Origin of the sequence: Undibacterium sp. Ji83W, from assembly GCF_049340385.1 — a bacterium.
GTDB lineage: Bacteria > Pseudomonadota > Gammaproteobacteria > Burkholderiales > Burkholderiaceae_D > Undibacterium.
This window is the reverse complement of the sequence record NZ_JBMPOZ010000024.1, coordinates 1-18,866: the sequence shown is the minus strand read 5'-3', so window position 1 is coordinate 18,866 and position 18,866 is coordinate 1. Positions and strand designations below refer to the sequence as shown.

19 protein-coding genes and 2 pseudogenes are annotated in these 18,866 nt (G+C 49.8%); 6 read left to right on the top strand and 15 right to left on the bottom strand.

Features of this window, described 5'->3' with window-relative positions:
* Positions 1-196 precede the first annotated feature (196 nt).
* The 7 genes and pseudogenes from ACO0LD_RS27130 to ACO0LD_RS27100 form a co-directional block, all read right to left on the bottom strand.
* Positions 197-814 (bottom strand): hypothetical protein, encoded by a 618-nt coding sequence (locus ACO0LD_RS27130; RefSeq protein ID WP_423011837.1) that lies wholly within the window; start codon positions 812-814, stop codon positions 197-199.
* A 256-nt stretch (positions 815-1,070) separates the two neighbouring features.
* Positions 1,071-2,012, bottom strand: a complete 942-nt coding sequence (locus ACO0LD_RS27125) for a hypothetical protein (RefSeq protein ID WP_423011835.1) — start codon at positions 2,010-2,012, stop codon at positions 1,071-1,073.
* Positions 1,990-2,350: pseudogene (locus tag ACO0LD_RS27120) on the bottom strand (tyrosine-type recombinase/integrase); the annotation flags it as partial. The gene ACO0LD_RS27125 and the pseudogene ACO0LD_RS27120, both read right to left, overlap by 23 nt.
* Before the next feature lie 81 nt (positions 2,351-2,431).
* Positions 2,432-2,689: pseudogene (locus tag ACO0LD_RS27115) on the bottom strand (GMP synthase (glutamine-hydrolyzing)); the annotation flags it as partial.
* Positions 2,690-2,739: 50 nt separating this feature from the next.
* Positions 2,740-3,807 carry an alkene reductase gene (locus ACO0LD_RS27110; protein WP_423011833.1) on the bottom strand — a complete coding sequence of 356 codons (1,068 nt, stop codon included), beginning with the start codon at positions 3,805-3,807 and terminating at the stop codon, positions 2,740-2,742.
* Between the two features lie 173 nt (positions 3,808-3,980).
* Positions 3,981-4,850, bottom strand: coding sequence for an SDR family oxidoreductase (locus tag ACO0LD_RS27105; RefSeq protein WP_423011831.1), 870 nt, complete (start codon positions 4,848-4,850; stop codon positions 3,981-3,983).
* A 140-nt stretch (positions 4,851-4,990) separates the two neighbouring features.
* Complete coding sequence (locus ACO0LD_RS27100) at positions 4,991-5,923, bottom strand: NADP-dependent oxidoreductase (RefSeq protein ID WP_423011829.1); 933 nt, start codon at positions 5,921-5,923, stop codon at positions 4,991-4,993.
* A gap of 106 nt (positions 5,924-6,029) precedes the next feature.
* On the opposite strand from ACO0LD_RS27100, the gene ACO0LD_RS27095 reads away from it, so the two are divergent.
* Complete coding sequence (locus ACO0LD_RS27095; protein ID WP_423011827.1) at positions 6,030-6,911, top strand: LysR family transcriptional regulator; 882 nt, start codon at positions 6,030-6,032, stop codon at positions 6,909-6,911.
* A 455-nt stretch (positions 6,912-7,366) separates the two neighbouring features.
* Here ACO0LD_RS27095 and guaA read toward each other — a convergent pair whose 3' ends face one another.
* The 3 genes from guaA to guaB are packed head-to-tail and all read right to left on the bottom strand — an operon-like array spanning position 7,367 to position 11,528.
* Positions 7,367-8,959 (bottom strand): glutamine-hydrolyzing GMP synthase, encoded by a 1,593-nt coding sequence (gene guaA / locus ACO0LD_RS27090; RefSeq protein WP_423011825.1) that lies wholly within the window; start codon positions 8,957-8,959, stop codon positions 7,367-7,369.
* A gap of 3 nt (positions 8,960-8,962) precedes the next feature.
* Positions 8,963-10,012, bottom strand: coding sequence for a GGDEF domain-containing protein (locus ACO0LD_RS27085; protein ID WP_423011823.1), 1,050 nt, complete (start codon positions 10,010-10,012; stop codon positions 8,963-8,965).
* 55 nt (positions 10,013-10,067) lie between these two features.
* Positions 10,068-11,528, bottom strand: a complete 1,461-nt coding sequence (gene guaB, locus ACO0LD_RS27080) for an IMP dehydrogenase (protein ID WP_423011821.1) — start codon at positions 11,526-11,528, stop codon at positions 10,068-10,070.
* A gap of 105 nt (positions 11,529-11,633) precedes the next feature.
* Between guaB and ACO0LD_RS27075 the strand changes: the two genes are divergently transcribed.
* Complete coding sequence (locus ACO0LD_RS27075) at positions 11,634-12,146, top strand: DUF4124 domain-containing protein (protein WP_423011819.1); 513 nt, start codon at positions 11,634-11,636, stop codon at positions 12,144-12,146.
* Positions 12,147-12,156: 10 nt separating this feature from the next.
* Here ACO0LD_RS27075 and ACO0LD_RS27070 read toward each other — a convergent pair whose 3' ends face one another.
* On the bottom strand, positions 12,157-12,453 hold the full coding sequence (locus ACO0LD_RS27070) for an RnfH family protein (RefSeq protein ID WP_423011817.1): 297 nt from the start codon (positions 12,451-12,453) through the stop codon (positions 12,157-12,159).
* On the bottom strand, positions 12,446-12,877 hold the full coding sequence (locus tag ACO0LD_RS27065; RefSeq protein ID WP_423011961.1) for a type II toxin-antitoxin system RatA family toxin: 432 nt from the start codon (positions 12,875-12,877) through the stop codon (positions 12,446-12,448). Before ACO0LD_RS27065 ends, ACO0LD_RS27070 begins: the two co-directional genes overlap by 8 nt.
* Positions 12,878-12,988: 111 nt before the next feature.
* Here ACO0LD_RS27065 and smpB point away from each other — a divergent pair, with 111 nt between their 5' ends.
* A complete protein-coding gene (gene smpB, locus ACO0LD_RS27060; protein WP_110253677.1) occupies positions 12,989-13,438 on the top strand; it encodes an SsrA-binding protein SmpB in 450 nt (149 codons plus the stop codon).
* 19 nt (positions 13,439-13,457) lie between these two features.
* On the opposite strand, the gene ACO0LD_RS27055 is transcribed toward smpB, so the two are convergent.
* Positions 13,458-13,820, bottom strand: a complete 363-nt coding sequence (locus tag ACO0LD_RS27055) for a hypothetical protein (RefSeq protein ID WP_423011814.1) — start codon at positions 13,818-13,820, stop codon at positions 13,458-13,460.
* Between the two features lie 232 nt (positions 13,821-14,052).
* Between ACO0LD_RS27055 and ompR the strand changes: the two genes are divergently transcribed.
* The 3 genes from ompR to ACO0LD_RS27040 all read left to right on the top strand — a co-directional run bounded on the left by ompR (position 14,053) and on the right by ACO0LD_RS27040 (position 17,334).
* Positions 14,053-14,820 (top strand): two-component system response regulator OmpR, encoded by a 768-nt coding sequence (gene ompR / locus ACO0LD_RS27050; protein WP_423011812.1) that lies wholly within the window; start codon positions 14,053-14,055, stop codon positions 14,818-14,820.
* Positions 14,821-14,870: 50 nt separating this feature from the next.
* Positions 14,871-16,232 carry an ATP-binding protein gene (locus ACO0LD_RS27045; RefSeq protein ID WP_423011810.1) on the top strand — a complete coding sequence of 454 codons (1,362 nt, stop codon included), beginning with the start codon at positions 14,871-14,873 and terminating at the stop codon, positions 16,230-16,232.
* A 160-nt stretch (positions 16,233-16,392) separates the two neighbouring features.
* The gene (locus ACO0LD_RS27040) at positions 16,393-17,334 is read left to right on the top strand and encodes a retroviral-like aspartic protease family protein (RefSeq protein ID WP_423011808.1); all 942 of its coding nucleotides are present in this window, start codon (positions 16,393-16,395) and stop codon (positions 17,332-17,334) included.
* 258 nt (positions 17,335-17,592) lie between these two features.
* Here the strand turns inward: ACO0LD_RS27040 and ACO0LD_RS27035 are convergent, their stop codons facing one another.
* Together ACO0LD_RS27035 and ACO0LD_RS27030 are read right to left on the bottom strand one after the other, a co-directional pair.
* Complete coding sequence (locus ACO0LD_RS27035) at positions 17,593-17,940, bottom strand: hypothetical protein (protein WP_423011806.1); 348 nt, start codon at positions 17,938-17,940, stop codon at positions 17,593-17,595.
* A 121-nt stretch (positions 17,941-18,061) separates the two neighbouring features.
* Positions 18,062-18,866: RHS repeat-associated core domain-containing protein (locus tag ACO0LD_RS27030; RefSeq protein WP_423011804.1), on the bottom strand; the 805-nt coding region annotated here is incomplete at its 5' end.

The window sequence follows — 18,866 nt, the reverse complement described above, 5'->3', positions numbered from 1 at the left end:
GTTTTTAAAACACAAAAGGCGCACATAATATCATGGCGCCGCGATCAGAATTAGCTGCTTTGATCAAGACCACTATTCTTCTGGGACAAAATTGATCGCCATCATCGAAAAAGTAATCAAACGACAAGACATGAAGCTCACATTACGGGCTTTATTCATCTCAACCATACCTGACAGGCACTTTTTTATAAATACCCTATTTTTCTGTGGTCACAACATAGCCGTCATTGGTCACCAACTCCTTAATCCACCACTGACTTCTACTATCACCCTCGATAAAGCGCATATGGGAAGCAATACCTACCAAGGTAGATCCGTCAGGCCTGAGCATTTTATAGACATATTCTTCGATATCTTGTGCGTGTTCGATAAATTCAAATCCATCATGCTCAAATTCAAAGATACGTCCAGTCTCAGCACCATTAGTTGCCATCAATAAGTAATTGCCGGTTCTTGGTATTTCACCAACTACTATGCAAGTATTCACCCATTCAGGCAAATAATCTCTTCTCTCCTCTTCACATAAGCCGTCTGTCCAATCATTAAAACCGGCCCGCAGAGACTCCCATTCACCTGGAGCACCTATATAGGCAGCAGCTTCATCGCTTTTTGTACAAGAATAAAGCAGCAAGCTACCAAATGTTTCATAGAAATCGCGCAATTTGCCAAAAACGGGAATTTCTTCAGAGAAAATAGGAGAAGTATGTTCATGCTGAAACGATACTGTCTTCGCATTCTCCTCATCATGTATTTGCACACAATTAAATATCCCAGTGTGATTTTTCACTGTTTGTTCTAATTTTTCTAATTTCAATTTCTACCCATCCTCAGCAAGAGCCAATTATTGAAAACCTGCACCGCTATGTTCATTCTATTTAAAAAGCCGTTTTCGGATTTCGTCATTCATTGCATCATTTTAGTTGAAATGATGTCTATGAATCACACGATTCGATTTTAGGCGACCACCTCATCTTGATTGAAATACAAATTGGTTGTAATGAGTAGAGGAAATTTTGAAGTCAAAGGCAATATTATTTTTCGCAGATCTTGCCCGTTATAACGCAAAAAAATTAGCCTGCATTTATATCTGTAATTTTAGAACTCACTATATTGGATTGCTTGAGTATCTCAGCAGCCCTATCAATGCTCGCTCTATCGATCTCCTCACCAGAAAGCATGATTTGAATTTCCAAAAGCAATTGGTCATCAAGCGCTTGTAAAACGTAATGGTACACACTTGATCCAAATTCATCTATGTAGTTTGAATAATGAGGTAAAGCCACCTTTATAAGTTTAAAAACAGCCTCATTATCTGTAAAATCTTTATTTCCATGACCGCTCTTTAGCATAAACCAAAGCATTGTGGAATGAGTAACCACCGCAAGCAAAGCTGAATATGTTGCCCATACCATTGGAGTTAGAAATGGTCGTGCTTTTGACGCTCCGCTAGAATTTAGTTTTGATAAATCAAAAGTATTGCCCATCATAGCAATTGCTTCTTTCGCTTTGGGATCTCGCTCAGTTTCATTAGCGGCTTTTTCAAATGAAATAGTCGAAAGTAATCCGACTAAGCCGCGAGCAGGCGCAAGTGCCGTAACCGATTCCCAAAGTTGATCAACAGCTTCGAGTCGTCTCTTGTCTAGTGCAATCTGTCGACTTGCCAATGCTGACAATGCACCACTTCTCAACGCTGCAATTTCGACTTCTTTTATACGAATCTCAGCCTTAAGCCGCTCTTCACTATCCCGAATTTGAGAGCGAACAGTTTCGATCTTCTTGTTAAATTCATACTCTACACTTTTTTTAAGTCGCGTAGAAATAACGTCTTTGCACAACCATAGCGCACCAGCAAACATTCCAGTGATGGTAAGTGAAGGGTAGATATCAACAAATTCCATATGAGCAATTCCTATTTCAATGTTTTTACATGCAAACTTTGTTATGAAATTTAACGTAGTTGAGCAATGCAAATAATGCAATACACCTAATTTACTTCCTTGTCCACCCGTCAATCATATCTGCCCAATCCTGCAACATAGCCGTGTGCTGTTCACGGTACTCAGCTTTGTTGCGTGCCAAATTTTGCAAGTCTTTGCCATCCTTCTGCGCCAGCATATATGTCAACGACAACACATGGTTAAGCGTGGCCTGACTCATAGTTGCGTCAGAATCATAGCGAGACGGAAGAACATAACCTGAACCACCAGAGAATGTTTTGAGAGCGATAAGAATATCCATTATCTGGTTAGACAGAAAGACCAGGTGCGGATTACGTCTTTTCATGCGCTTCTTTAACTATGGTCCAAACGCGATCAGTAAAATTAATCTTACTCCAGGTGGCGTTGGTCAAAAATGCAAAAAAAAGCCCGCAATGACGCGGGCTTTAAAAGTGTTTCGTGCCTTCAGTTGCCTGCTATTGCCAGACCTGAAATCATTCCCATTCTATCGTCGCAGGCGGCTTGCCCGAGATGTCATAGACTACGCGGTTAATGCCACGCATTTCATTGATGATACGGTTGGATACCTTGCCCAGCAGTTCATGTGGCAAATGTGCCCAGTGGGTTGTCATGAAGTCCTGGGTTTGTACGGCACGTAAAGCATCCACGCATTCGTAGGTACGGCCATCGCCCATGACGCCTACAGATTTGACTGGCAAAAATACCGCGAATGCCTGACTGGTGGCGTCGTATCAGACCAGGCGCTCTCCAAGGAGCATGCCCGCGTGCACCCTCCGGACCGTTAAGCGGGTTCGGCAGTGGGATAGTCGATGTAGCCTTCCGTGCCACCGCCCGCATAGAACAGTTGCGACCGCACCTCGTTAAACGACGCGTCCGTTTTCAAACGCACGACGAGGTCCGGATTGGCCAGCGCCATTACACCTAGAGACTCCATATCGGCAAGGCTTCCGGCCACGTCCGAGCCAATCTGCTCGCGCTTGCGACCTGGACGGTTTACGATCAACACGCCGCCGAACAACTTGCGGATGTCCGCCAGGAGCGCCTCGTTGCCCGCATGGAGGACATGCAGGTAAGCAATACCCATTTTGGCGAACTCAGCCGCGAGGTAGCGGTAAAGATTATCATTATTCCTTCCCTCGGCGATACCGCCGGTGAGTGCTCCTGGCGATACGCGGATAGCGGTCTTCTCGGGACCAATGGCATCAGCGACCGCGCGAACTACTTCAATTGCAAAGCGCGCACGGTTTTCCATAGAACCGCCGTACTCATCGGAGCGCTGATTGGCATCGGGAGCGAGGAACTGGTGTACCAGATATCCATTCGCCCCGTGTATTTCCACGCCATCCGCGCCCGCTTCGATAGCGCGTGCGGCAGCATGAGCGAAGTCGGCTATGGTTCGCTTGACTTCGGCATTCGTCAGTTCGCGCGGCTCGGGAATGGCCTGCGTGCCTTTCATCGTGAACATGTCCACCCCGGGTACGATCGCCGAAGGCGCGACAGGTTGCCGACGATGCGGCGTGTTCTCCGGGTGCGATATTCGTCCCACATGCATCAGTTGCACGAACACGCGGCCGCCGGCGGCATGAACCGCATCCGTAACCTTGCGCCAACCGGCGACATGTTCGTCGGTGTAGATGCCGGGCGTGGCAAGATAGCCCTGCCCGTCGTCGGAGGGCTGGGTGCCCTCGGTGATCAGAAGGCCCATGGTAGCGCGCTGGGCGTAATATTCCGGCGCCAAATCACTAGGAGTTCCGTCAGGCTTCGCCCGGCTGCGGGTCATCGGGGCCATGGCAAGTCGATGAGGCAGTTGCATGGTGCCGACGTTAATGGGGGACCAGATATTATTCATTTCATATTTCCTTGGATACATTATTTGGAGAAAAGGGGAACACCCGTTTTCGGAGCGTGCCGTTAGCGAGTGCGTTTCTGCGTTGACATGAAGTCTTGCAACCCTTGTCGCTACCGAACTACGCCTGCCCGCCTTGCATGTTCACTGTCGTGGTTCTTGGTGTCGCTAGACGGTCAGGCTGAAGCCGCTATTTCGGAGGCGAAGTCGCGATAGGAACGCAGGGGACGGCCTAAAAGTGCGGTTAGGCGCTCGACGTCACCAGCCTCGGGGATCATTCCCTCGGTGAGGAAACGCTCGCTCATCAAGCGCATGTCGAAAGCCATCCAGCTCGGCATGAACTGCCGGAGATTCGCCTCGAACCCGGCGGTGTCATCACCTGGATAGGTAATCGGGCGCCCCAGGACTTCCGTCCAGATCGCGGCAACATCCGCGCCGGTCAGCGTGTCGGGACCGACAAGGTTGATGCGGTCGATGGGAAGCGGAACAGCAGCATGTTCGCGACGGATGAGTTCAATTGCCGCAACCTCGGCAATGTCTTGCGTATCGACCATCGCCAGGCCCTTGCTGCCGATCGGCATGGGATAGATGCCGTATCCGGTCACCACGTCCTTGACCGTGAGATCGTTATTCATGAAGTAGGCTGGACGCAGGATGGTGGCGTTGAGCCCCATCTGCTCGATCATCCGCTCAACGCCGAACTTGCCCGAAAAGTGCGGTACGTTCAGGTAGCGATCGCTATGAATAACCGACAAGTAGACGATCCGCTCTATGCCGGCCTCACGGGCGACGTTCAGCACGATCAGTGCCTGGGTGTATTCGTCGGGCACCACGGCGTTGAGCAGGAACAGCGTCGAAACGCCTGAGAAAGCGCTAAGCAGTGAGTCGACATCCAGCATGTCGCCTTGGACGATACCAACGCCAGCCGGGAAGTTGGCCTTCGCCGGGTCGCGGACAAGAGCGCGCACATCGGCACCGCGCTTGACGAGTTGTTCTACAACTTGACGGCCGACAGCGCCGGTAGATCCGGTTACGAGTATGGTCATGATGATAATCCTTCGTTGGAGTATGAATTTTTTATTAAATTAAGAAGCTACGGTTGATCTCTTAACATCTGCCGAGCAACTCATCGCAGGCGTGACTGGAGCAAGTTATGCTCATGGTCAATGCCCTTTGAAACGTTGATTTAGTCGAAAAGCGTCACTACGGTCTTGCCGATGTGTGGATGCGTTCGGTAGCGTTCGATTGCCGCGGGCAGTTCGTCAAGGCGCACAACAGCGCTGACCCTGGACTGCAAGCGACCGTGTGACACGTCCTCGGCAATCGCTTGCAACCTTGCTGCATCCGGCGTGTTCTGGAACCAGAGACCGCGACGACCCACAGGGGTGTTTGCCACAATATCGGGAGACGCAGTACTGACAATGGTGCCATTTTTGGCGAGCACGGCCCACGAGCGACTCAGCACTTCGCCACCAGCATAGTCGAGCACGAGATCAATATCGCTCACCAGGTTTTCGAACTGTTGCTGGTCATAGGCGACGACGTGATCTGCACCAAGACCACGAACATAGTCGATGTTATTGCTCCGGACTGTGGCATACACCACGGCGCCAGCCTGATGTGCGTACTGCACCGCGAAACCGCCCAGACCGCCGGCCGCGCCGTGAATCAAAATGCGCTGTCCGGCATGAACGGGACTAACAAAATGGAGGCTTTTCCACGCAGCGACTGAAGCGATGGGCAAAGCGGCTGCTTCCACGAAGTTCAACGCGTCGGGCACCAGACTGAGATTGGCCTCATTCACCGCCACCAGGTCGGCATAAGCGCCCAAGCCACCGATCGCCCCCATGACACGGTCACCTACGCGCAGCCGATTAACACCCGCGCCCACCGCTTCGACGACGCCAGCGAGTTCGATGCCCAGAACGGTCGGTAATTGCAACGGAAAAGCCTTCTGGAGATAGCCTTCACGCAGCTTCCAGTCCAGTCCATTGACGCCGGCAGCATGGACACGAACGAGCACTTGCCCTGCCCCGGCCACCGGCGGCGCGACTGACGAAACCTTGAGGGCGTCGGGGCCACCGTATTCGTTAAGTACCAATGCACGAATGCTATTCATAAGAAACACCTTTGATGTGTGGTTGAGTAAGACCTCACAATAATGTGTTTCATATTTCATGAAAAGACTCTAAAATTGAGACTTATCGTATCAAAATTGAGACGCTATGGATCTAAATGCCCTTGGGGACTTTCAGCTAGTGGCAACTCACGGCGGTTTTGGAAAGGCCAGCCGCGCCAGCGGCCGGTCCAAGGCCACCCTGTCACGGCGTGTCGCCGATCTTGAGGAGGCACTGGGCATTCGGCTTATCGAGCGAGGTACCCAGCGTCTGGAGTTGACAGAAGCCGGCCATTTGCTACTGCGCAGAACGGAGGGGCCGATGCACGAGGTTGCCGAAGCAGTCGCGGCGGCGCGAGACAGCATTGCAACGCCGAGAGGTCGTTTGCGTGTTGCAGCACCACTGCTATTTTCTCAACTGGCACTAGGGCGGATTACTGCACAGTTCGTGACGAACTATCCAGAAGTACAAATTGAAGCCGTGGCGGAAGATCGCCTCGTCAATCTCGTTGAAGAACATTTTGATGTCTCCATCCGCATTAATCCCCCGAAGGATAGCGCCTTGGTTGGCAGGTGTTTTGCCAAAGACAGGATGGTGCTTGCTGCCGCACCATCCGTTCAGATGCCGATGGGGCCCAAAGACACACCTTTTCAGGTTCCGGCAGTCGTTACGCCATCCTATCGCGAAGGAGATGTTTGGTCCGTCAACAATGGTCAGTTCACCATTGAGCCACAGCCTGTCCTGCGTCTGTCTTCGCTGCTGATGGTACGCGATGCCATTGCTGCCGGCGCGGGGGCCGCGATGTTGCCGCAATCCATCATTGGAAACATGCTTGAAAAGGGTACATTGGTCTCATGGGGTATTTCCGGCAATGAAGTTGAGTTGTGGGTTCTGCACACCTCTCGCCGCTTGCAGAGTCCCAAAGTTCGGGCCTTCGTGGAATTCATGTGTGCCCAGTATCCAAATGGATCATTCGTCGTTCAATCTTAACTTTTGTTGCTGCGAGACGAACAAAACGCCGATGCGAGAAATTAGCCTGTAGATGGTCCACGCGCTGTTCACCGGCCAGCCATCACCAAAGGTCATGGCTGTGGTCAGAGAACACTTCTCGCGCTGCTTTTCTAGCGCGGGACACTTGCCCTGGGCTACGGCCTTCTTGGCATCGATAAGTTTTTCGCGCGCGCATACCGTCAGCAGTCAGGAGGCTGCTGATGCTGGGAGATCCGCACAGAACAGGCTTTCTCGAGGAGACATTTAACGTCAAAGACCGGATTGGTCTGGACGACAATAAAACAGGAGGGACGTGATCGAACTACCGACGCCTACCGCCAACCGGTCCCGCTGGCAGTCGATAGTCATCGATAGCTTCCGTGACATATTTCTTAAAAAACAATACGCTACATCTGTCTTTCGATAACTAACGATAGACCCTGAAGGACCTTAAATCACTCCCACTCTATCGTCGCAGGCGGTTTGCCCGAGATGTCATAGACAACGCGATTAATACCGCGCACTTCATTGATGATCCTGTTAGAGACCTTGCCCAGCAACTCATGCGGCAGATGCGCCCAGTGGGCAGTCATGAAGTCCTGGGTTTGTACGGCGCGCAAAGCAACGACGTATTCATAAGTGCGGCCATCGCCCATGACGCCGACTGACTTGACTGGCAAGAATACGGCGAATGCCTGGCTTGTGGCGTCGTACCAGCTTTGCGGTTTTTCTGCTTGCGGGTCAACGAAGGTGTTGCGCAATTCTTCGATGAAGATGGCGTCGGCACGGCGCAGCAGATCGGCGAATTCTTTTTTCACTTCACCGAGGATGCGTACACCCAAGCCCGGGCCGGGGAAAGGATGGCGATAGACCATACTGTGCGGCAGGCCCAGGGCAACGCCCAGTTTGCGCACTTCATCCTTGAACAATTCGCGCAGAGGCTCCAGCAGCTTCAGGTTCAGTGTGTCCGGCAAGCCGCCGACATTGTGGTGGCTCTTGATGGTGTGCGAACCTTTTTTACCCTTGCCGGCACTTTCGATGACATCAGGGTAAATCGTGCCCTGTGCCAGCCATTTGGCATTGCTGAGTTTGCCAGATTCAACCTGGAAAACTTCGACAAACTCGCGGCCTATGATCTTGCGCTTGGCTTCTGGATCAGAAACACCCGCCAGATGACCCATGAACTGTGCAGTTGCATCAACATGGATGACTTTGACGCCCAGGTTGTTGGCAAACATTTCCATGACCATCTTGCCTTCATCCAGGCGCAACAGGCCATGGTCTACGAATACGCAAGTGAGTTTATCACCTATGGCACGGTGTATCAGGGCAGCAGCAACGCTGCTGTCGACACCGCCGGACAAGCCAAGTATGACTTCATCATCACCGACCTGGGCGCGTATGGACGCGACAGCTTCTGAGATGTAGTCAGGCATGTTCCAGTCAGATTGGCAGCCGCAAATTTCGTGAACGAAGCGACTGATGATGGCTTCGCCCTTCAATGTATGTGTGACTTCAGGGTGGAATTGCACGGCATAAAAGCGGCGCTCTTCATCTGCCATGGCAGCAATAGGGCAATTGTCTGTAGATGCCATCAGTTTAAAACCTGGCGGCATTTCATTGACCTTGTCGCCATGACTCATCCACACCTTGAGCATGCCGTGGCCTTCTGAGGTCACGAAGTCATTAATGTCTTTGAACAGTGCAGTATGGCCACGGGCACGAACTTCGGCATAGCCAAATTCGCGTACATGACCGTTTTCAACCTTGCCGCCGAGTTGTTCGGCCATGGTTTGCATGCCGTAGCAAATACCCAGTACTGGCACACCGGCTTCAAACACAGCCATAGGTGCGCGTGGGGTATCGCCTTCGGTCACACTGCTGGGGCCACCCGACAAAATAATGCCGGCTGCGCCATAATTTTTGATGAATTCATCACTGACGTCATATGGATGAACTTCAGAAAAAACACCTGCATCACGAACGCGGCGGGCGATCAATTGCGTGACTTGGGAACCAAAATCAAGGATAAGAATTTTTGAGTGCATAAATCAAATTATCATGTCAGGTTGTGCAGGCGAGGCCTGGACAACACAATTGTTTCCTGCATTTCTGGCGGAAAGCAGGGCTTTTTCTGCGAGGCTAATTAAAGTTTCTGGTTCAGCATCCGGGAAAAGATCGGTCGATGCAGTACCGGCGCTGATGGTTAATGGCGTGTCCACGTCATTCATTTTTTCTGGGTGCATGAGTACAGAGGCACGTATGCGCTCCCCTACTGCCGTTACTACCAGATGCGAGGCACCGGGCAATACCACCAACAGCAAGTCAGTACCAAAGCGCCCAAGCGCATCAAATGGACGCACGCAAGAACGAACGCGGCTAACCGTCTTCACCAGGATCATGTCGGTGATGGCGATGCCATGCAATTCACGCAAATGCTCCATCTGATCCACGCTGGCAATCAGTAAGGCCAGTGGTTTCATGGCTTTGGCACAGCGCTCCATTTCCAGCTTCAAAGAACGGATGATGGCCGATTTATTCCAGGTGCCCAGCAAGGGGTCAATCAGTGAATCACGTTTAAGATTACGGTTTTGCTTGATGACTTCGAGTTGCGATTGATACAGTGCACTGAACGCCATTTCGCGTTCAGCCATGGAGGCAAGATCGGCGAGAGATTGTCTTTCTTCATCATCGAGATCACGCGGCTGATAATCGATCAGGATGACACTGCCAATCAATTGGTTGCCATGATCAAAGATGGGGTGAGAAGCAAAGAAACGCATGGACGCAGGACCAGCGACCAGGGGATGCTTGCCCAGATGTTCATGCAGGCGCAGGTCAGGTATGACGAGGATTTCGTCCACTGGTGGAATAGCATCACAGAACTCGGCTTCCATATTGGTAATGGAATGCACCAGATGATCAAACCTTGGTACCAGCCTGCCGAAACTGACCAGGCAATTGGCTACTTTGAACAACTTGATACCAAGTCGTTCAAAGCGGCCTATGCGCAATTCCATCTTTTCGGAAACCATGCGCTCAAAACCCGAACTGATAGGTGTCGTTGTCGTTGGGCCTGAACGATCTAAGTTCGTTGACATTCCACTCTCCAGGCATCCTCAATTCGGGCCATGCTTCTCAAGCACTTCTCAAGCATTAGTCAGCACGGTAATTTGGCGCTTCTTTAGTGATTTGCACGTCATGGACATGTGATTCACGCATACCAGCAGAAGTAATTTCAACGAATTCAGACTTGGTATGCAAGTCGTCTATCGAAGCACAACCACAATAACCCATGGAAGAACGAACACCGCCAACCAGTTGATACAAGATAGCGAGAACGCTGCCTTTGTAGGGAACACGGCCTTCAATGCCTTCAGGCACCAATTTATCTGCATTATTGGCAGCATCCTGGAAGTAACGGTCAGCAGAACCATCAGCCATCGCGCCAAGACTACCCATGCCGCGATATGACTTATAGCTACGTCCCTGGAACAGGATCACTTCACCAGGTGCTTCTTCAGTACCGGCAAACATACTACCCATCATGACTGTTGAGGCACCAGCCGCCAGGGCTTTGGAGACATCACCAGAGAAACGCACGCCACCATCAGCGATACAAGGCACACCAGTACCTTTAAGCGCATTGGCCACATTCGCAATCGCAGTAATTTGCGGCACACCAACACCAGCAACGATACGTGTAGTACAAATAGACCCGGGGCCGATACCAACCTTGACTGCATCTGCACCATGCTCAACCAGCGCCAGTGCAGCAGCAGCAGTAGCAATATTGCCACCTATGACTTCAATATGGGGATAATTGGTTTTCACCCAACGCACGCGATCCAGCACGCCTTTGGAATGACCATGAGCAGTATCAACAACGATGACATCAACACCGGCTTTTGCCAGCAAGTCGATGCGCTCTTCATTATCAACCCCTACGCCAACAGCTGCGCCTACGCGCAATTTGCCCTGATCATCTTTGGATGCAAAAGGATGCTCTGTTGATTTCTGGATATCTTTGACAGTAATCAGGCCACGCAACTCAAATGCCTCGTTGACAACCAGCACACGTTCCAGACGGTGCTTGTTCATCAGGCGCTTGGCTTCTGCCAGATCTGCTGTTTCATTAACGTAGACGAGCTTTTCACGTGGCGTCATTTTGGCGCGGGCTTCTGCGTCCAATTCTTCTTCAAAACGCAAATCGCGGTTAGTAATGATACCAACCACCGTTTTACCTTCAACCACAGGAAAACCGCTGATGCCGTGTTGCTGTGACAGCGCAATGACCTCGCGGATTTTCATGCCAGGCGGGATGGTGATAGGATCACGCAATACGCCAGATTCAAAACGCTTGACCTTGGCGACTTCGCGGGCTTGCTCTTTTGCCGTCAAGTTTTTGTGAATAATACCGATACCACCTTCTTGAGCCATGGCAATTGCCAGGCGCGCTTCAGTGACCGTATCCATCGCAGCTGATACCAAAGGGATATTCAGATTGATGTTGCGAGTCAATTTAGTCGCAAGAGAGGTATCTTTAGGGAGTATGTTCGAGTATGCAGGGACGAGTAGCACGTCATCGAACGTGAGTGCTTTTTGGAGTAAACGCATAGTATTTCCTATAGGCGCAAAACCGAATTATACAGAAAACTTGCGAAGTCGTCTTGCTCCGTGTAAAACTCTTGCATAATCCCATGTTTTTCTTGAAAGCAAATTATGTCCATCTTACGAATATCACGACTAAGCTCTGCACTTCTGCTGTCTTTCGCATTCTGCGCTGTGGCACATGCTCAATATGTATGGATCGATGAAAAAGGCAACAAGCAGTTTTCAGACATGCCGCCGCCCAAATCAGTGCCTAAGGATAAGATCCTTAAAGCTCCAGGTGGCAACAAAGTTGCACCTGCGCCAACAGCAGATGACAAGGCAGCTTCCGCCAGCCAGCCTGCACCCAAACTGGAAAAGGTGGTAACGACAACCACCAAGAATGAGGACTTCAACAAGCGCCGTGCTGAACAGGCTGAAAAAGATAAGAAAGCAGAAGAAGAAAAAACGGCCGCCGCAGATAAGGCAAAGAATTGCGAAAGAGCCCGCAACTATCAACAATCACTGAATTCTGGTGCGCGTCTCAGCCGTACTGATAAGAATGGCGAGCGATCCATACTCTCTGATGCCGAGCGTCAACAGGAAGCAAGTGAAGTGAAAAAAGCCCTGACCGATTGCAAGTAGCAAAAAAGATTCAGGTTTGCGCCTGTTTTTTGGCCCTGCGCCTGCGCGCTTCCATAGGGTCAGCGATCAGGGGACGGTAAATTTCTATCCTGTCCCCTGCATGCAAACCGCTATCAAGTGCCTTTAGTTTGCCAAAAACGCCGACCTTGAGAAGGCCGACATTTATATCAGGATGAATTTCCATGATGCCGCTTTGCTGTATCACTTGCAGCACCGTGGCATCAAGAGCCACCTGCAAATCCAGCAAACTTGTTGTATCCAGCCCGGCATAACAAATCTGGACATGCATGTTAGTCTGTTCAGCCATACAATGCCTCGGCACGGGCGCAGAAAGAATCGACAAAGCTATTGGCAATCTTGGAAAAAACTGGTCCGATCAAATGCTCAAGCAATTTGCTGGAAAATTCATAGTTCAGCTCAAATTCAATTTTGCAGGCATCCACTCTTAATTCAGTGAACTTCCAGCAACCTGACAATTGCTTGAAAGGCCCTTCGACCAGACTCATCTCAATTGAATGGGGACGCTGATTACTATTACGGGTCGTGAATTGTTGCTTTAAACCATGATAATTGATGGAAAGTGTAGCAACCAATTCATGTTCAGTGCGCTCAGCCACCCTGACCTCACCGCACCAAGGCAAAAATTGAGGATAATTTTCTACTTGATCAACCAGAGCAAACATTTGCTCTGTGCTGTAAGCTACGAAAACTGTTTTATGTACAACTGCCATCAAGAAGAACCATTTGGTAGAATCACAGGTTCGCATTTTAACCGAGTCATAGGCAGTACCAAAATGCATTCATGCATTTCCACACTCTAATTTGACCAATTTTCATCCTACATGAGCATCGCTGATAATAAAAAAGCATTCCACGATTATTTTATCGAGGAACAATACGAAGCCGGCATCGTCCTGCAAGGCTGGGAAGTCAAAGCCATACGCGCAGGCCGCGCGCAGCTGAAAGAGGCCTATGTCATCGTCAAGAATGGCGAAATCTTCCTATTCGGCGCGCATATTGGTGCCCTGCCAACGGCATCCACTCACATTCATCCCGATTCTGTCCGAACACGTAAATTATTGTTAAATGCGGCGGAAATTAGCAAACTAATAGGCAAAGTGGAGCGTTCTGGCTACACCATGGTGCCGCTCAACCTGCACTTTACCAAGGGTCGTATCAAATGCCAGATCGGCCTGGCCAAAGGTAAAAAGCAGCATGACAAGCGTGATACCGAGAAAGAAAAAGACTGGCAGCGTGAGCAACAAAAAATCATGAAGCAGAACAGACGCTGATATTTGGGAAGGAGAGGAACTAGCGAGCCGGACGGTACAATTCGTGACCGACGTCTTGAATCTGACGGCGCAAAGCGCGTTTTTCTTCTGGCGTAAGTCGACCAGTTTTTTTACTATCTTCAGCAGTGCCGCAAGCCCGTTCACCTATATGGCGCGTGTCATTGCAGCGTTCAAGCAAACTGTTTTTTTCAGCTTGTTTGTTGAGTTGCCGTTCGCGCTGTTTTTCTTCTTTGCGCACTGCATCATTTTTTTGCTGCGCATTGTTATTATTGAACCGTCCCCACAGAGCCGAACCACCGTTACCCTTATTATCTGCCATAGCGCTGCCAGCCACGACCAGCGACAACATCAGGACAGAAATTTTTTTGTACGGTATATTCATCGACTTGAAAACGAATGGACTTGCGAGCAAAACAATGAGGCAAGCAAAAACATATAAATGGATTGCAATTCTATGCGTAAATGCCTATGGCTTGCTAGCATCAAATTGTATGAAATTAGTTTACGATAGCCGCAACAAATGCGCAGTCCCATTCCGTAAAGTGTGTAACAGTTTGTAATCCAGAATATTAATTTTGTTTGCAAGCTCACTCTATGACAGTACTATTAAGCCCATGAACACTACGCCCCCTACCCCAGACTCAACTAACACCACTACCAGCAACCCCAAGGCCAAAATCCTTGTTGTTGATGATGACCTGCGTTTGCGCGATTTGCTGCGCCGTTACCTGACAGAACAAGGCTTCCAGGTCGTTAGTGCAGAAAACGCCCAGGCCATGAACAAACTCTGGATACGTGAACGCTACGACATGCTGGTGCTTGACCTCATGCTTCCTGGAGAAGATGGTCTGGCCATCTGCCGCCGCCTGCGTGGCGCTGGCGACAAGACACCTATCATCATGCTGACCGCCAAAGGTGAAGAAGTCGACCGTATCATTGGCCTGGAAATGGGTGCGGATGATTACCTGCCAAAACCATTCAGCCCACGCGAACTTGTTGCCCGCATCAATGCCGTACTCAGGCGCAAAGCGCCGGACGAATTGCCAGGCGCACCATCTGATGGACCACAAACCTTCGCCTTTGGCGACTTCGTACTTGATTTAGGCACCCGCACCCTGAAAAAGCACAATGACAATATCTCATTGACCACAGGTGAGTTTTCAGTATTAAAAGTCTTTGCCCGTCATGCCCGCCAACCACTCTCCAGAGAAAAACTCATGGAGCTCGCACGCGGTCGCGAATATGAAGTATTTGACCGCAGCCTGGATGTACAAATTTCACGTCTGCGCAAACTGATAGAACCCGACCCCAGCAACCCGCTCTACATACAAACGGTATGGGGACTGGGCTATGTGTTCATCCCTGACGGTCAGTCGCATTAAGAGTTGAAATACTTTTGCACTTTCCTAATTGTTTTCTTTGCAAAATTTGAATGCGTGACTACCTCAACAGTCTGGAATGGCTAAAAAGCGGACTGTTCTGGCGCACCTTCCTCATGCTGGCCGTGCTTGTCACCGCCAGCATGCTGGCGTGGATGTCCAACTTCCGCACACTTGAGACAGCACCAAGAGCACAACAGATGGCGGCACAAATCGTCTCCATCGTCACCATCACCCGCGCCGCCCTCACCCATTCTGCACCTGAAAAACGCCAGGAACTCTTGCGTGACCTGGCTAATAAAGAAGGTGTACAGATTTACCTTCTGGAAGATACCGACCACATCGAAGAACCCGAAGCCACACCCTTCTTTCTCGAATCCAAACCCCTGATGTTGCGCGGCCTGGGCAAAACCACCCGTTTTGCCAGCAAGTTGAATAATATAAGTGGATTCTGGATCAGCTTTGATATTGAAGATGATCATTACTGGCTAAGACTCGAACAAGACAGGCTGGACCCACCCATAGGCCAGCAGTTGTTCAGCTGGGCTATTCTCACCCTGTTTTTGACGCTGCTAGGTGCGGCCATCATTTCCAAGCTGATTAATGACCCATTGTCACGTCTCAGCAATGCTGCCCGCGCTGTCGCCATGGGCAAGCAGCCGCCGCCTTTGCCACAAAAGGGCCCAAAAGAAATCCGCGAAACCAACGTCAGCTTCAATACCATGATGGAAGATCTGGTCAGGATAGAAACTGACCGCTCCATCATTCTGGCCGGTATTTCGCATGACTTGCGTACCCCGCTGGCACGCATGCAACTCGAAGTTGAAATGGCCAGTCTTAATGACGATGCCAGAACTGGCATGCAATCCGACCTGCAGCAGATGGATGACATCATCAGCCAATTTCTTGACTATGCCAAACCGCTGGACAAAGTCGAATTCGAGCGCATCAATGTCAGCGAAGTCATACAACAGGTCATGGATGAAGCATTCCGTTTTCAAAACTTGCGCCTGCGCACTGCCATCAAGCCTGACATCTATGTCAATGGTAACCTGACTGAACTCAGGCGCCTGTTCAACAATATAGTAGAAAACGCCTGCCGTTACGGCAAAACCCCAGGCTCACCCGTCATCACACTGGACGTGCAATGCTCGCGCAAGAACAAGGATAGGAAGCTGTCCATACAAATCAGCTTCCGCGATCACGGACAAGGTGTGGCAGAACAGGACCTGGTCCGCCTGCTGCGCCCTTTCACCCGCGGCGATGCCTCTCGTAGCCAGGCCAATGGCTCCGGCCTGGGCTTGGCCATTGTCGACCGCATCATCAAAAGCCATGGTGGCAAATTGCGTATCTACAATCACGCTGAGGGTGGGTTTGTTATCGTGATTGCGTTGCAGGAAGCGAAGGAAGCTTGAACCTGATGCACAGACCTCAATGTGCCTGACTCACCCGCATTAAAAACAGGTTCAATGTGGCCGACATGCCTCGCTTTCATTGATAAAAGTCAGCTGTTACAAAAAAATTTAAATGTTACAATTGCCGCCAATTTCAGGGCTTTTAAAGACAAATAAACTCATGCGTAACCAATTCCAAGTCCTGTTCGCGGCCTGTGTCGCCATCAGCCTGCCCGCTTTTGCAGAAACCTATCCACCCTCAGCCTATAAAGATGGTGCCGTAAAGTGCATGCAAGTACGCAGCTATGATTGCGCAGAAAAAAACTGGAACCAGTACATCAAAATGCGTCCTACCGATGCAAAAGCCATCGCCAGTCTGGCGATCACCTACCATTGGGCAGACAAACCAGAAGCCAGCATAATTCAAGCTGAAAAAGCTATCAGCATGGGTGAAGGCACCTATGACCTGTTCGCAGCTTATTCCGAAAGTCTGGCAAAAACTGGCCGCATAGAAGAAGCCATAGACTGGGGCTATAAAACCCTGGCCATACTGCCCAATCTGGTCAACGTGCGCGGCGATGTCGCCAAATACCTGGTCATGCGCAAACGTGAATTCGAAGCACTGACCCTGCTCGCTTCTTTCGATTCATCGCTGGAAGCACAGGGCCACGGTCATTATTTTGATGGCCAACGCATCGCCATAGAATCGTCACTGGAACGCCAGGGACAAACCATCACCGCGACTGCAAAAAGCATGCGTCTGCCAAAAACGAAAGAGCATTTTTACGCGCCAGTTAAACTTGGCGACAACAAGATAGAAGCTTTCATGGTCGACACTGGTGCCACCAAAACTACGCTCAACGAGGATATGCTTAGCGACTCCAAAGCAAGCTACAAGGTGGTAAAGCCTCTCGTGAATATGCAAACTGCTGATGGACGAAATGTACAAGCTCGTGTTGTCACCATCGACAATATGAAGGTAGGCCCATTTGAATTACGCAAAGTCACTGCAGTCGTATGCAAGACCTGCAAACCCCTGTTGGGCCAGGGTTCACTGTCGCAATTCAATATGGTGTCATCCAAGACGCAAGGTGTGGAGTTTTTGACCTTGGAATTGCGGTAGAGGTTGCTGCACATGCGCTAAGCATGGCGCACGCAGAAATAATAAAACTCCGATGTCATTGCTCTGGCAAAGCAACCATCCCGGCACGCGCTGGATTAAGAACAATGTAGTACGCCAATTCCAGTAGATGAGCTTATCGCAGTGTGTTGCAAGTATGTTGTTCGGCTACTTGACTACCGGGAACGGTACGCCCAAGCCATGTTTCCGATTACACTTCGTTAATCGGAGCTACGCGGGTGTACCCATTCTTTTTGCTATTTATTCGTTTATTCTGCGCTTTGTAATAATAAACGCTACAAATTTCGCCAGAGCCCAGGTAATCGTACTTCCAAATATACCTAAACTAAAAATAACAGTAAGAGCAAGCGCTCTATGATTCGAACCTGGTTTAACTGTAATTGCTGACAGCGCTACTGCACACATAAAAGATACAAATAATGCCGGGAGAAATACAAATAAAGCTACACCCCACACCATCAAACGCTGCTTACTAGAAAGGCAATCAAATTTGGAAGAACGTAAGAATCTGCGGATAAGTACAACCGCCCATATCGCTGCGGCAAATGAGCCTATGGGGACTGCCGTAACAACGTTTAGTTCTATCATTTAGATGATCCAAGAATAACGGTAATATATGAAATTGTGCTGTGCATATATAAATAAAATGCTTGCGATTTTAAAAACACCTTAGTTATGACCAAGCAATTCGTTAATTATTAAAGAATAATTATTTACAATCACATTTAACCACTTTTGCGCTTTTCACACGTGCCATGCCCGAATATACACCTAACCCATACTTATCTGTAGATAGTCCCCACCCACTAGCATCCCCAGCGGCTTCCCCAAGATTGTAGGCAGCATAGGGGCTATATTGAAAACCACCAGCAGTGATATATTCGAATCGCCCGTTAAAAACATACGGATTAATATAATCAAGTCCATCATCTAGATTTGTTGTTGTCAATCCTCCAGAACCTCTTCCCGTCATACCACTACCAGCACCAAAGCCCCATCCATCTGACCCTACGACCACAATCCATTTTTGACCTCTTAGACAAGCCGAAACAAGAGTAAACTCAGCCGAATACATACCGCCGGAAATTATTCCGCCGCCCGGCCCCCCTTTCATCAAATTAAATGTACCAAACAGCATTGTTCCTTCCCATTTAATAAGTCCTTTTGGGTCAAATCCACTTAATGGATCGGCACCCACATAGCCAAAAGTATTAATCCCACCTCTCAATCCAATCGGATCAGACTGAACGTATCTACCTGATAGCGGATCATAATCCCTAAAGTAGTTATAGTGCAGCCCCGTCTCCGCATCAAAGTACTGCCCCGGAAACCGCTGATTGAAAGTGAACTTGGTTTGTTGATTGCCTTGCGGCTGCTCATTCGGCAACGTCTCCCCAAACGGCGCACTATCCCAACGCCAGACTTCTGTTCCTGTCGCGTCCGTAATCACCCTCGGTGTATTGAGATGATCCGCATGAATATCATACGCCTTCGGTGTATTGGCCGTCACTGCG

What these genes read in the sequence shown, in the direction of transcription:
- ACO0LD_RS27110 (WP_423011833.1), bottom strand. Translation starts at nt 3,807, where the DNA reads ATGAATAATATCTGGTCCCCCATTAACGTCGGCACCATGCAACTGCCT.
- ACO0LD_RS27105 (WP_423011831.1), bottom strand. Translation starts at nt 4,850, where the DNA reads ATGACCATACTCGTAACCGGATCTACCGGCGCTGTCGGCCGTCAAGTT.
- ACO0LD_RS27100 (WP_423011829.1), bottom strand. Translation starts at nt 5,923, where the DNA reads ATGAATAGCATTCGTGCATTGGTACTTAACGAATACGGTGGCCCCGAC.
- ACO0LD_RS27095 (WP_423011827.1), top strand. Translation starts at nt 6,030, where the DNA reads ATGGATCTAAATGCCCTTGGGGACTTTCAGCTAGTGGCAACTCACGGC.
- guaA (WP_423011825.1), bottom strand. Translation starts at nt 8,959, where the DNA reads ATGCACTCAAAAATTCTTATCCTTGATTTTGGTTCCCAAGTCACGCAA.
- ACO0LD_RS27085 (WP_423011823.1), bottom strand. Translation starts at nt 10,012, where the DNA reads ATGTCAACGAACTTAGATCGTTCAGGCCCAACGACAACGACACCTATC.
- guaB (WP_423011821.1), bottom strand. Translation starts at nt 11,528, where the DNA reads ATGCGTTTACTCCAAAAAGCACTCACGTTCGATGACGTGCTACTCGTC.
- ACO0LD_RS27075 (WP_423011819.1), top strand. Translation starts at nt 11,634, where the DNA reads ATGTCCATCTTACGAATATCACGACTAAGCTCTGCACTTCTGCTGTCT.
- ACO0LD_RS27070 (WP_423011817.1), bottom strand. Translation starts at nt 12,453, where the DNA reads ATGGCTGAACAGACTAACATGCATGTCCAGATTTGTTATGCCGGGCTG.
- ACO0LD_RS27065 (WP_423011961.1), bottom strand. Translation starts at nt 12,877, where the DNA reads ATGGCAGTTGTACATAAAACAGTTTTCGTAGCTTACAGCACAGAGCAA.
- smpB (WP_110253677.1), top strand. Translation starts at nt 12,989, where the DNA reads ATGAGCATCGCTGATAATAAAAAAGCATTCCACGATTATTTTATCGAG.
- ACO0LD_RS27055 (WP_423011814.1), bottom strand. Translation starts at nt 13,820, where the DNA reads ATGAATATACCGTACAAAAAAATTTCTGTCCTGATGTTGTCGCTGGTC.
- ompR (WP_423011812.1), top strand. Translation starts at nt 14,053, where the DNA reads ATGAACACTACGCCCCCTACCCCAGACTCAACTAACACCACTACCAGC.
- ACO0LD_RS27045 (WP_423011810.1), top strand. Translation starts at nt 14,871, where the DNA reads ATGCGTGACTACCTCAACAGTCTGGAATGGCTAAAAAGCGGACTGTTC.
- ACO0LD_RS27040 (WP_423011808.1), top strand. Translation starts at nt 16,393, where the DNA reads ATGCGTAACCAATTCCAAGTCCTGTTCGCGGCCTGTGTCGCCATCAGC.
- ACO0LD_RS27035 (WP_423011806.1), bottom strand. Translation starts at nt 17,940, where the DNA reads ATGATAGAACTAAACGTTGTTACGGCAGTCCCCATAGGCTCATTTGCC.